Raw genomic sequence first — 12,447 nt, forward strand, 5'->3', positions numbered from 1 at the left:
GGAACGGCGTGCGACCGGCGCCGTCCGGATGTGCTGTGGTGGGGAGTGGCGTGACGCAAGCGACGGAACGACGCGGGGGCCTGGACGAACGGGCCGTCCTGCTGGTGGCCGGACTGGCCGAGCTGACGGTGAGCACGGTGGGTTCGGCCCTGGGGACCGTACGGGGGCTGCTGCGGCGCTCGGACGCCGCGGAGCTGGCGGCGGAGGCCGAGCACGATCTGCTGGCGCGCGGGCGCCTGGTGCTGGACCGGTACGCGTCCGCGCCCCCGGCGCACCTGGAGATCCTCGCCCGGCGCGCGTCGGCCCGACGGGCCGCCGATGACGTCTGACCGATCGGATCCGGCCGCGTTCAAGTCCCGCGTCGACGAGGTGCTTTACGCGTTCGTCGCCGAGGAAGCCGGGCAGTTGGCGGCGATCGATCCGGCGCTGGGACCGGTGGCCACGCAGGTGGAGGCTTCGGTCGCGGACGGCAAAAGGCTGCGGGCGGCGTTCTGCTACTGGGGCTGGCGCGCGGTGGGGCAGCCGGACAGCGACGCGCTGGTGCGGGCCGCGGCCTCCATGGAGCTGGTGCACGCCGCCGCGGTCGTGCACGACGACCTCATCGACGAGAGCGCGTTACGGCACGGGCGGCCCACCGCCCACATCGCGCTGCGCGGTGCCGTACGCCGCCGTCCGGGTGCCGTCGCCGCCGCCAGATCGCTGGCGCTGTTGGTGGGCGATCTGCTGATGGGGCTCGCCGGGCAGTTGTTCGCCACCAGTGGGCTGCCGGCGGCCTTTGTGGCGCGGGCCCGCCCGTTGTGGTCGGTGCTGGCCCGTGAGCTGATCGCGGGCGAGTGCCTGGAGATCCTGCGGACCGGGGACGAGCCGGACGTCACGGCGTCGCTGAAGGTGATCCGGTACAAGACCGCCAAGTACACCGTCGAGCATCCCCTGTTGATCGGCGGCGCCCTGGCCGGGGCGGGCGAGCGGCTGCGGGAGGGCTACTCCGCGTACGGGCTGCCGCTGGGCGAGGCGTTCCAGCTGCGCGACGACCTGCTGGGCCTGTTCGGGGATCCGCGTCGGACCGGCAAGGCCAACGCCGACGACGTACGCGGCCGACGCCCCACGGCCCTGCTCGCGGAGACCTGGCGTCTCGCCGGTGCCGACGACCGGGAGCTGCTGCGCGCCGCCCTGGGCCGACGGGACCCGGACGGGGACGGCCTGCGCGCGGTACGCGAGGTGATGCTGCGGCTGAAGGCACCCGACCGCGTCGAGGCCATGATCACCGCTCGGGTCGAGGAGGCCCTCGCCGTACTGGACTCGCTGGACGTTCCCGCGCCTGCCGCCACGGCCCTGACCTCGCTGGCCCACTCGGCGTCCGCCCGCCTGTCCTGACCCTCACAAGGAGCGCTGCCATCACAAGGAGCCCTGCCATGAACCACACCGAGGCATCGATGGACGCCCTGCGGCGGTCCGGCGACGAACTCGCCGACGCCACCGTCGCCACTCTCTTCGAGCGCGGGGAGGTGGGCAAGTTCAACACCCTCATGCGGTACGTCTCCACCGTCGGCGCGCCGCTGCCGGACGGGCTGCCCGAGGTGGCCCGGGAGTACCTCCAGGAGACGAGCGCGCCGCCTGCCTGGGTCGACTGGGGGGAGATGGAGAAGGCCCGGTTGTTCTTCATCGACAACAACGTGCACATCTCCACCGCCCTCTCCTTCGCCTCCATGCCCGCCTGTTACGTCGTCCCGCACGTGGCGAAGCTCCTGTCGGCCGCCCACGGGCTGAAGTACCCGTCCAAACGGATGGCGGAGACCGGCCAGTTCACCGTCTACCTCATGCAGCCCGACGCCTTCGAGTCCGGCAGCCGATTCGTTCCCGCCGCCCAGAAGGTCCGACTGCTGCACGCCTCCGTCCGCCACCACCTCGAACGCGAGGACCGCTGGGACACCGAGGCCCTGGGGACGCCGATCTGTCAGGAGGACATGATCGGCGGGCAGATGTTCTTCTCCATGCTGGTGCTGGACTCCCTGCACCGCCTCGGCATCCACATGTCCACGGAGGGGGCCGAGGCGTACTACTACGCCTGGCGGGTCGTCGGAGCGATGCTCGGTGTCGACCAGGACGCCGTCCCCAAGTCCCTCGAAGAGGCACGCCAGTTCCTCGATCTGTACATGCTCCGGCACATGGGTCCTTCCGAGGAGGGCGCGCACCTGACCCGGCAGCTCATCGACCTCTACGAAGAGGTCGTCCCGGGTACCCTCTTCGACCCGGTCGTCTCCGCGCTCATCCGTCATCTCGTCGGCGACACCTGCGGCGACTGGCTCCAGGTGCCCCGCACCCGGTGGGACACGGTCGTCAAGGCCGTGCCGCACCTTCTCGGTGTGCTGGAGAGCATCGAGGACCGCTCCCCGCTCGGCGCCTGGGCGCTGGACCGCCTCGGCCACCTCACCACGGTCCTCGAACTGTCCTCCCTCACGCGCGGGCGCGTCATGCACTACGCCATCCCCGAGCAGCTGAAGAGGGACTACGGAGTCTCCGAGTCGGTGCGCCGCACCCACCGGTGGACTCCGCCCACCGCCACGGTCCCCTACTGACCTCCCGCCGCCGCGCTGCCCGCGTCAGGAGCTGGCAGCACGGCGCTCGGGATCCGGGTCAGGGCCGACACTCCGCCGTCCACGACGTGGACGCCTCCGGTCATCCACGCCGAGTCGTCCGAGGCCAGGAGGAGGACCGGCCCGGTGGTCGCCGGAGGCCCGGGACATGGCGGGCGTCGGCCGCTTCGGACGGGTGACCGACCCGGCGGGCAACCGGGTCGAACTGTGGCAGCCCGCCTGACGTCAGGGCTGGATGTTCTCCAGGTCCTGGAGAAGGCCCGGGTGCTTCGGCTCCCAGCCGAGTGCCTGCCGGGTACGGGCGCTGGAGGAGGGCTGGTCGGTGGCGAAGATCGGGCCCAGCGGACCGTACGTCTCCTGGGGTACCGACTTCACCGGCAGGGCGAGCCGCCGGCCGATGACCTCGGCGATGTCGCGCACCTGGTCGCCCTCGTCGGCCACGGCGTGCCAGGCGGAACCGGCCGGCCCGCGCTCCAGAGCGAGCCGGAAGAGGACGGCCGCGTCGAGTGCGTGCACCGCCGGCCACCGCTGCGTGCCGTCGCCCGGGTAGCCGGACACTCCGGTCCGGCGCGCGGTCTCGGTCAGCACCCCGGCGAACCCGCCCTCGCCCCGATGGTGCACGGTACGCGGCAGGCGTACGGCCGTGCTGCGAACCCCTCGTGCGGCCAGGCCGAGGATGGCGCCGACCGTGCGACCGCGGCCACCCACCGGACCGTCGGTCGGCAGCGGATCGGCCTCGGTGGAGGCACGGCCCGGCACCCACGGCGTACCGGAGACGGTGACGAGGGGGCGGTCGCTTCCGGCGAGTTCCTCGCCGAGGGTGGTCAGGGCGGTGGTCTCCTCGGCGATCGCCGCGGCGAGGGCCTCGGGACTGCTGAAGTCGTTGCGGAACGCCAGGTGGACCACTCCGTCGGTCCTGCCGACGGCGGTCCGCAGGACGTCCAGGTCGGCGAGACCTCCCCGGAGCGGCTCGGCGCCGGCTGCCTCGGCGGCCCGCGCCGACGCCTCGGACCGGACGAGCGCGAGGACGGTGTGGCCGTTGCCGAGCAGCTCGGCGACGACCGCGGTACCGATCAGGCCGGTGCCGCCGGTGACAAAAACGCGCATGGAACTCTCCCGCAAGTGATGGGACTCTTGTCCCATCACTGTACAGGGTGATGGGACAAGAGTCCCGTCACGTATGATCGGCACATGGGTCGATGGGAACCGGGCGCACGCGAACGCCTCGTCATGGCGGCCGTCGATCTCTTCATCGAGCAGGGATACGACGCCACGACGGTCGCGCAGATCGCCGAGCGCGCCGGAGTCACCAAGAGCACGTTCTTCCGGCACTTCCCCGACAAGCGCGAATTGCTGGTCGCCGGGCAGGAGACGCTGAGCCGGCTGCTGACCGAGGGCATCGCCGAGGCACCCGGTACGGCCAGCCCGCTGGAGGCGGTCGCCGCCGGTCTTGAGCGGGCCTCGGGCGCGATGGGTCCGATGAACCGCGAGCTGGCACCACGGCTCAAGGCGGCCGTCGCCGCCAGCACCGAACTGCAGGAACGCGACGTCCTCAAGAGCGTCAGCCTCGCGGCCGCGATGGCGAGCGCCCTGACCGCCCGCGGTGTCCCGGGCCCGACGGCGGCCCTCGCGGGCGAACTGGGCATCCTGGCCTTCAAGCGGGGGTTCGCCGAATGGTCCGAAGGCGACCGTGACGCCGAGGACGAACTGGCGGGCTACACCTTGGCGGCGCTCGACGAACTCCGTGCGGCCAGCGCGACGCTGGGCTGAACCCGGCGGATGCGACACCCGGGACCTGTCACCCGGTGCACGCCCGGCTCACGTCCGGCTCCACGAAGGGGCGGAGACCGACCGGCGCGCGCCGGACGGCGGTTACGAGGTCAGCTGGGCGAGAACCGCGTCGATGACCAGCTCGGTCGAAGCCGCCATGTCGACCGCCGCCGGGTCGAGGAGCCATTGGATCTGCAGGCCGTCCATGACGGCGATGATCGCGTTGGCCGCGTGCAGCGCGCGCTCCGCGTCCGCCTCGCCGTCGCCCAGCCGGCATGTCTCGGTGACGGCGTCGGCGACGAAGCCGCGCAGGCCGGCGTAGCGGCTGCGGAAGTAGTCCTGGGCCGGGTGGTCGTCGGTGACGGACTCCGCGGAGAGCACGGCGTAGAGCCGGACGATCCCCTCGCGTTCGGCGTTGCGCCGGGCGGTCTCGACGAGATGGTGCAGGAACCGCAGCCCCCGTGGACGCTCGGTGCCGAGTTGTTCGATGTCCGTGTCGTCGCGCAGTTCGAGCACACTGGTCAGCAGCAGCGACTTGGAGCGGAACCAGTGCAGGACGCCGGCCTGGGTGAGGCCCGCCCGGTCCGCGATCTCCGCCAGGGAGGCGTTGTTGTAGCCACGCGCCGCGAACGTGTCCATCGCGATGTGCAGGATGTCCCGCTGGCGCTGCCGGGCTTCGGGACTGCGGGGGACACGGGGCCTGTCACGGGCCCCCCGAGCGGCTCGGCCTACCGACTGGTCAGTCACCCGCTCACCATACGCTGCGCCGCCGGGCCCACCCATGATCTTGACCATGCTCCGCACGGGGTGATGCAGACCACTTACTAAGTGTTTAGTAGGTGTGCTTTCATGGCGCCGTCGTACCGCCTCGCCACCCCGGTCTGGCGGCACGCGTGCACTACCCCTTCGAACTCCGGCCGCCCCGCCGCCTCCCTGACCGCGCGGTGGGACGGCCGGGGTCCCCCACGCGTCATCGACCGAAGGAGAGCCGCACCCGTGTCATGTCTCCGTCTCCGAAGAATTCGTTCCTCACGGGCAGGGGCCGCCGCCCTGACCCTGACTCTCGCCGCCGCCGGGCTCGGGCTCACCGGCGGCGGCACCGCACACGCCGCCGACCCGGTCGCCCAGGTCTGGGTGACCACCGGGGACGGGGCCCGCAAGCTCAGCTCCGACGGCACCCTCACCTTCAACGGCTCGCCGCAGGGCACCGACGTACGGATCGACGGCAATCAGCGGAGCCAGCGCTACACCGGCGCCGGCGCCTCGGTCACCGGGGCGTCCGCACGCCTCGTACAGGGACTCCCGGCGGACCGGCGCGGCGAGCTGATGCGCTCGCTGTTCTCCACCTCGGGCGACGGAATCGGCCTGTCCTATCTGCGCCAGCCGCTCGCCAGCACCGACTTCGACGCCTCAAGCAGCCCCTACTCCTACGAGGACACCCGCGGGCAGTTCTCCATCGACCGCGACAAGGCGGAGATCATCCCCGTCGTCAAGCAGGCCCTCGCGGTCAACCCGTCCATCCGGTTCATGGGCACTCCCTGGTCGCCGCCCGCCTGGATGAAGACGAACAACTCGCTCAACGGCGGCAGCCTCCGGACCGAGAACTACGGCGACTACGCGGACTACGTGGTCAAGGCCATCAAGGCGTACGGCCAGGAGGGCATCACCCTCACCGACCTCACGGTGCAGAACGAGCCCGAGAATCCGACGAGTTACCCCTCGATGTCGATGAGCCCGGCACAGCAGGCCGACTTCATCCGGGTCCTGGACCAGCGGCTGACCGCGGCCGGCCTGCCGACGAACCTGCTCGCCTTCGACCACAACTGGGACCACCCCAACTACCCGCTCGACGTGTTCTCCCGTACGAACGGGATCAGCCGGGTCATCGGCGCCGCCTTCCACTGCTACGCCGGCAGTCCCACCGCCCAGCAGCAGGTCCACAGCACCGGCAAGCGCGTCTTCTTCACCGAGTGCTCCGGCACCGACAGCGACAACACCGCGAGCACCTTCGCCGACAGTCTGCGCTGGCAGGCCGAGAACCTCGTCGTGCAGAACATGCGCAACGGCGGCGAGACCGTGGTGACCTGGAACCTCGCCCTCAACCAGAGCGGCGGCCCCCACCAGGGCCTGTGCGGTACCCGGTGCAACGGCGTGGTGGAGATCGCGAACGGCAATGTCACCCGGGGCGCGGAGTACTACTCGCTCGGCCACATCAGCAAGTTCGTCAAGGTCGGCGCCACCCGGATCGGCTCCACCAGCCCGGGAGGCGGCATCCAGAACGTCGCCTTCCAGAATCCGGACGGCACCCGCGTCGCGTACGTCGTGAACACCGGCGGCACGCAGCGCTTCTCCCTCACCGACAACGGCCGCTCGCTGGCCTACACCCTGCCGGGCGGCGCGGTCGCCACCTTCGTGTGGAACCCCTCCGGCGGCGAACCGACCGGTCCGATCGACACGAGCGCCTGGTACCGGGTGGCGAACACCAACAGCGGGGCCTGCCTGGACGCCACCGACTGGGGCACCGCCAACGGCACCCTGCTCCAGCAGTGGTCGTGCGGTGACGGCGCCAACGAGAAGTGGCAGTTCCGCTCCACCGGCGACGGCTATTACCAGGCCGTCAACCAGCACAACAACAAGTCCTGGGACGTGGACGGCGGCGCCGGCGCGACCGCGGACGGCGTCAAGGTCCATCTGTGGGACTACACGGGCGGCACCAACCAGCAGTGGCGCCCCGAGTCGGTCGCGTCCGGGCAGTACCGCTTCGTGGCGCGGCACAGCAACAAGTGCCTGGCCGTCGACGGATCGTCCACCGCGAACGGCGCGAAGCTCTCCCAGCAGACCTGTTCCGGTTCGGCGGCCCAGTCCTTCCGGCTGACCTCCTGATCCACCCCCTCCCCGGCGGGCGGCGCGTCGGCTCCGCCCGCTCCCCACGCCCCGCGACTGAGTACGTCGGCCGGGCTTGCTGAGTAGGTCGTCCGATGCTCCGCCGGGCGACGGCTGCTGAACTGTCGTCATGACCAAGGACATGCCCCCGGCCCGCCCCCTGCGCTCCGCCACCCGCACCGCCGTCACCACCGGTTCGGCGCTCGCGGTCGTGATCCTCCCCCTGGTGGTCGGAGCCCTCGCCGCACGGGCGGTCGGAGGTGACCCGATGGCCTCGGTCAACGCCATGATGACGGGCGGGGGACAACGCGCCCGGCTCTCCCGCAGTCAACTGCGCACCTACCGGGGCCGGGCGCTCACGACGGCGCGGAACGCGTGGGCTCGTCCTCGGACGCCGGACAGGCTCAAGCGTTCGCGGACGAGGCCCGTCAGCGAGTGAGAGCCGCCGGTTCGAGCAGGCGTCCGGCCGCGACGCGCCAGGCCGACACGACGGCCTGGTGCGTGGACGCGTTCGCCGCCTCGATCCCGGCGGGCAGGTGGAGCGGCGCGCCCACGTGGACGTGGAGGCGCGGGCGGCGGGCCGGTGCCGTCAGGAAGCCCGCGATGTGCTTGGCACGGCTGCCGGAGGCGATCCGGCGCGCTCCGGCCTGGCCGATCGGAACGACGGGGGCGCCGGAGGCCAGGGAGAGCCGCGCGGGGCCGCTGCGGAAGGGTTCGGGCGCGGCTTCGGCGGCGTCCGTCCGGCTCGGAAGCCGGCCCTCACCGTAGATGAGGACGTGGCGGCCGGCAGCGAGCGCCGCCGCGGCCGCGTCCAGGGAGTCCGCCGCTCGCGAGGTACGGCGGTGCACGGGGACATGGCCGTCCCGGTCCAGGAGGTACCGCAGGACGGGTACGCGCCACAGTCCGGCGGTGGCGAGGACGACCGGTTCGATGTCCATGGAGCGCAGGGCGGCCAGCATGACGGCGGGGTCCGCGGGCGAGGTGTGGTTGGCGACGAGGACCGCCGGGGCCGGGAGGCTGCTGACGTCGGTGGAGGTCGTCAGACGCCCGAAGGCGGGGACGACGGCGGCTGCTGTGCGACTGAACACGCGACTCCTGCGTTCGGGCGGCGGATCGATGACCGAGGTGGAGCGACTCGATGGTGGAGCGACTCGGTAGTGGAGCAACTCGGTAGTGGAGCGACGGGATTCATCATCGCCTCGGGACCGCCCGAAGCCCTGAGTCGGCGTACTCATCCGGTCCGTCGTCCCCGTACTCACCTGCGCACCTGCCCACGCGCCGGCCTGCTCACCGGCCGTCTCAGGACGCGTACCTCGTCAGGCGTACGCTGTCAGCGCTACGGACGCGGGCGGCCGTACGGACACAGCCAGGAACACCGCCAGGGGGAGCACTTGAAGGCTGGGGCGACACAGAGCTGGGACTCGGCACTCGACTCGGTCGTGGTCTACGCACAGGGCGCGGTCTGCCGGCGCGTCGCGCGGGGCGGTGTGCCGGCGGACGGCAGGGTGCGGATCACCGGGCTGCCCCGGGCACTGGGCCCCGGCTCCCTCACGGCCCGCGTCGTCGGCACCTCCGGGATGCGGGTGGTCGAGGCGCGGGTCGAGGTCGACTCCGTACCGAACGACGTCGCCGCGCCTCATGAGGTGGAGCGCGAGGTGGAGCGACTGCACGAGGAGTGTGCGGCGGCGCGGGCGCGCCGGGACCGGACGCTGGGTCTGGTCGAGGAGGTCCGCGGACTCCGTCCGATACCGCCCGCCCGCAAGCGCGACGACCCGCCCCGTCCCACTCCGGTCGACGCGTGGCTGGAACTGTCCGACTTCGTGGACGCGCGGCTGGCCGCTCTGCACGCCCGGCTCGACGAGGCGGAGGAAGCACTGCTTCGTGCCGAGCACGACCTGCGCGTCGCGGTGGACGCCCTGGCCCGCTCCTCCACCGACGCTCCCCCGGCGCATCTGTCGACCACGGTCTCGGCCCTGGTGACCCTCGGCCGCACACCTGAGGGACAGGCCGCGGAGCAGGACCCCGAGGTGGAACTGGAGCTGGAGTACGAAGTGCCCGGCGCCCTCTGGATCCCGGCCTACCGGCTGGAACACCGGCAGGGCGACGGCAGCGGCCGGCTGGTGCTGCGCGCCTCGGTGGCGCAGCGGACCGGCGAGGACTGGAACGCCGTACGCCTCTCCCTGGCCACCGCGGACCTTCGCCGCCGCACCGATCTGCCCCGGCTGCGTTCGATCCGGATCGGTCGTCGTCAGCCGGCTCCCGCGCCGTCCGGCTGGCGGGAGCCTCCCGCCGGGCTGTCCGATCTGTTCACCGGGTACGACATCGCGGCGCCCCGCACCCCAGCCCCTCGCACGTCGGGCCTTCGCGTCCCCTCGGCCGCCGCGCGGAAGGCGTCGGTGACGCCGCCCGCGGCCGGCGGGGCCGTTCCGGCGTACGACACCGCGGCACTCTCCACAGCCGTTCCCCCACCCGCGCCGGTATCAGCACCGCCACCGCCCCCGCCACCGCCACTTCAGGAATACGGTTCTGCGGCACCGGCACCGGCGGCCTGCTTTCCCGCGCCGCACATGCCCCAGCCGGCCTACGGCGCCCCGCCTCCCCCGGCTCCCGGCAGCTCGCGCTCGGTCGGCAAGTTGCCGTCGGCTCCCGGCGGCCCGCCGGCCCCCGCGGCACCCGGCAGTGCGATGCCGGCCGCGCCTCCACCCGTAGGCCCACCGCACCCCGCCGGCGCCGAACTCGACTACGCCGGCCTCGTCCTGGCCGGTCCCGAGGAGCCGGCCGGTCGCAGAGGCCTGCTCTTCCCGGACTCGTCCTTCGACCCGGTGGCCGCCGAGGGTCGCCGCGACGCCGAGTCCGTGGCATCGCTGCCGCTGCCCGGCCACGCCGTGCGGCCCCGCGAGTCGGCCGGCTCCTTCGACCACCGCTTCGACGCGCACGCGCGCACCGACATCCCGTCGGACGGCACCTGGCACACGGTGACCATCACCGAGATCCCGGTCGGTCTGCGGACCGAGTACCTCTGCGTACCGTCCGTGGAGGAGACCGTCCACACCACACTGGTGCTCTCCAACGCCACCGATCAGGCGCTGCTGGCCGGACCGGTGGAGGTCACCGCCGACGACGACTTCCTCCTGACCACGGCGCTCCCGACACTAGCTCCCGGCGGGACGCGCCGGGTCGGGCTCGGGCCGGCCGAGGCGATCCGTGTCACCCGCCGCACGGAACTGCGCGAGTCGACCGCGGGGCTGCGCAACACCACCACCGTGCTCGACCACCGCGTCCACGTGGAGCTGGTGAACCGGCTGGCACGGCCGGTCGCCGTCGAGGTGCGCGAGCGGGTACCGGTCACCTCCGACCCCGACATCCGCATCGAAGAACGGGCGGAGTGGACGACCCCGGAAGAGGGTGCGGGGCCCGACACATTCGCCCCCGGCACCCGCGTCCGGCGGGTGGAGCTGCCCGCCGGGGGCTCCGCCACGCTCGACGGCGGCTACGAGATACGCATCCCGGCCGGCAAGGCCCTGGTCGACGGCAACCGCAGGAGCTGACCCACCCCATGTCCACCGATGCGCAGCCGATCGCCCTGCCCGTCACCGCCGTCACCTGCCTGGAGGACCGCTCCCTCGTCGAACGCGGCGCCGTCCTCGATCTCGGGCCCGGCGTCCAGCGGCTGCGGCTCGGCCCGGTCAGCGCGCTGACCGTCGACCGCTCGCTCCACGCCGAGCTGACCACCGGGCACCCCGCCACGGTCCTCGACGCGCGGATCGTACGCACCTGGGCGCCACGGGCCCCCGGGCCGTCCCCCGCCGACGACTCGGCGCTGCGCCGGCGCGTGCATTCGCTGGAGGAGGAGCAACGCGACCTGGGCCGGGTACGCGATCGTCTCCTCGTCCGTCTCGATCTGCTGGAGCGACTGGCCGCCGACCTGTTGCGGGAGATCGGCCGGAGCGCGGGCTCCGGTGCCGTCGACGGGCCCCGGTGGACAACCGAACTGGACCGCGCGGACGCCGGGCGGGACACGTACGGCGAGCAACTGCGTGCCACGGAGAGCAGGTTGGCGGCGCTCGGCGTCGAACTCCGCGAGGCGCGGCATGCCCTGCACCTCGCGGAGGACACGCCCACCGAACTGGTGGCCCATGTCGAGCTGACCGTGGAGGCCGAGACCGCGGGGCCGGCCGGGTTGCGCCTGAGCCATCTCCTGCCGTGCGCGCTGTGGCGACCCGCCTACCGGGCGGTACTCGACGGCGACTCGCTGACGCTCGAAACGGATGCGGTGGTCTGGCAACGGACCGGCGAGGACTGGTCGGACGTACGCCTGACGCTCTCGACGGCCCGGTCGGCTCTGGCCACCGAGCCGCCGCGGCTGGGCCAGGACAGGCTGACCCTGCGGGACCGTTCGTCGGCCGAACGCCGCACGGTCGACGTCGAGTTGAGGGAGGAGGAGATCGGGGACCTCGGCCCGGCCCCCGTGCTCGGTCTGCCGGGCGTCGACGACGACGGTGAGACACGGGTGTTCCGTGCCCCCGCGCCGGTGTCCGTCCCCGGCGACGGCCGCGCCCACCGGGTACCGCTCTCCGCCTTCAGCACGGCGGCCGGCACCGAGTACGCCTGCTCGCCCGAACTCTCCCCGCTGGTCACCCGGGTGGTGCGGTTCGACAACAGGTCCGGGCACGCCCTGCTCGCGGGCCCCGTCGACCTGGTCCGGGGCAGCGGCTTCACCGGCCGCGGAACGCTGGAGTTCGCGGCTCCCGGGGCACCCGTCGAGCTGGCCTTCGGCAGCTCCGACGACTTCCGGGTGGTCCGGCACACCGAGGAGTCCCGTACCTCGGCCGGAATGTCCCAGCGCACGGTGGTCACCCGCACGGTGCGCCTGCATCTGTCCCATTTCGCCGCCCCGGGGGACCACGGAGAGCGAGTCGTCGTCCTGCGGGAGCGCGTGCCCGTCTCCGAGGTCTCGGGGGTCGAGATCCGCGTCCGTCGGGAAGTCTGCTCCCCTGCGCCCGACGTCCTCGACGCCGAGGGCATCGCCCGCTGGAACGTCACGGTCCCCTCCGGTGGTCGCCGCACGGTGACGTTGGTGTACGAGATCTCGGCGAGCAGCAAGGTGACGGGCATCTGACCGGGCTGCCGACCGGGCGTCTCGCGGTGGCCGGGCCGCCGGGAGCGAGCGGGACGCCGTTCTCCCGGGCGGCCGTCCTGT

Annotated in this window: 11 protein-coding genes and 1 pseudogene; 9 read left to right on the top strand and 3 right to left on the bottom strand. The window is 72.6% G+C overall.

The genetic code is table 11. The features are described from left to right. Nucleotides 1-50 precede the first annotated feature (50 nt). The 4 genes and pseudogenes from ACFWGJ_RS03250 to ACFWGJ_RS03265 all read left to right on the top strand — a co-directional run. Nucleotides 51-329: a polyprenyl synthetase gene (locus ACFWGJ_RS03250; protein WP_387320576.1), complete on the top strand. Its 279-nt coding sequence runs from the start codon at nucleotides 51-53 to the stop codon at nucleotides 327-329. Next, nucleotides 319-1,374 (top strand): polyprenyl synthetase family protein, encoded by a 1,056-nt coding sequence (locus ACFWGJ_RS03255; protein WP_387320578.1) that lies wholly within the window; start codon nucleotides 319-321, stop codon nucleotides 1,372-1,374. The genes ACFWGJ_RS03250 and ACFWGJ_RS03255 overlap by 11 nt, the downstream gene beginning before the upstream one ends. Nucleotides 1,375-1,412: 38 nt before the next feature. Further along, nucleotides 1,413-2,576, top strand: coding sequence for an oxygenase MpaB family protein (locus tag ACFWGJ_RS03260; protein ID WP_387320579.1), 1,164 nt, complete (start codon nucleotides 1,413-1,415; stop codon nucleotides 2,574-2,576). Nucleotides 2,577-2,730: 154 nt separating this feature from the next. Then, nucleotides 2,731-2,817, top strand: a pseudogene (locus ACFWGJ_RS03265) (VOC family protein); the annotation flags it as partial. A gap of 2 nt (nucleotides 2,818-2,819) precedes the next feature. On the opposite strand, the gene ACFWGJ_RS03270 reads toward ACFWGJ_RS03265, so the two are convergent. Then, nucleotides 2,820-3,701 carry an SDR family oxidoreductase gene (locus tag ACFWGJ_RS03270; RefSeq protein WP_387320583.1) on the bottom strand — a complete coding sequence of 294 codons (882 nt, stop codon included), beginning with the start codon at nucleotides 3,699-3,701 and terminating at the stop codon, nucleotides 2,820-2,822. 84 nt (nucleotides 3,702-3,785) lie between these two features. Between ACFWGJ_RS03270 and ACFWGJ_RS03275 the strand changes: the two genes are divergently transcribed. Further along, a complete protein-coding gene (locus tag ACFWGJ_RS03275; protein WP_387320585.1) occupies nucleotides 3,786-4,364 on the top strand; it encodes a TetR/AcrR family transcriptional regulator in 579 nt (192 codons plus the stop codon). Between the two features lie 102 nt (nucleotides 4,365-4,466). Here the strand turns inward: ACFWGJ_RS03275 and ACFWGJ_RS03280 are convergent, their stop codons facing one another. Continuing rightward, nucleotides 4,467-5,111 carry a TetR/AcrR family transcriptional regulator gene (locus ACFWGJ_RS03280; RefSeq protein ID WP_387320587.1) on the bottom strand — a complete coding sequence of 215 codons (645 nt, stop codon included), beginning with the start codon at nucleotides 5,109-5,111 and terminating at the stop codon, nucleotides 4,467-4,469. A 249-nt stretch (nucleotides 5,112-5,360) separates the two neighbouring features. On the opposite strand from ACFWGJ_RS03280, the gene ACFWGJ_RS03285 reads away from it, so the two are divergent. Next, a complete protein-coding gene (locus ACFWGJ_RS03285) occupies nucleotides 5,361-7,247 on the top strand; it encodes an RICIN domain-containing protein (RefSeq protein WP_387320590.1) in 1,887 nt (628 codons plus the stop codon). Between the two features lie 130 nt (nucleotides 7,248-7,377). Continuing rightward, on the top strand, nucleotides 7,378-7,686 hold the full coding sequence (locus tag ACFWGJ_RS03290) for a hypothetical protein (RefSeq protein ID WP_387320593.1): 309 nt from the start codon (nucleotides 7,378-7,380) through the stop codon (nucleotides 7,684-7,686). Here the strand turns inward: ACFWGJ_RS03290 and ACFWGJ_RS03295 are convergent. Next, nucleotides 7,676-8,335, bottom strand: a complete 660-nt coding sequence (locus ACFWGJ_RS03295; protein ID WP_387320595.1) for a lysophospholipid acyltransferase family protein — start codon at nucleotides 8,333-8,335, stop codon at nucleotides 7,676-7,678. The genes ACFWGJ_RS03290 and ACFWGJ_RS03295 overlap by 11 nt on opposite strands. Before the next feature lie 303 nt (nucleotides 8,336-8,638). Between ACFWGJ_RS03295 and ACFWGJ_RS03300 the strand changes: the two genes are divergently transcribed. After that, nucleotides 8,639-10,795 carry a DUF4139 domain-containing protein gene (locus tag ACFWGJ_RS03300; RefSeq protein WP_387320597.1) on the top strand — a complete coding sequence of 719 codons (2,157 nt, stop codon included), beginning with the start codon at nucleotides 8,639-8,641 and terminating at the stop codon, nucleotides 10,793-10,795. A gap of 8 nt (nucleotides 10,796-10,803) precedes the next feature. Beyond that, nucleotides 10,804-12,366, top strand: a complete 1,563-nt coding sequence (locus ACFWGJ_RS03305) for a DUF4139 domain-containing protein (RefSeq protein ID WP_387320598.1) — start codon at nucleotides 10,804-10,806, stop codon at nucleotides 12,364-12,366. The last annotated feature ends 81 nt before the right edge of the window (nucleotides 12,367-12,447 follow it).

It is taken from the genome of Streptomyces sp. NPDC060205 (assembly GCF_042728395.1).
Lineage (GTDB): Bacteria > Actinomycetota > Actinomycetes > Streptomycetales > Streptomycetaceae > Streptomyces.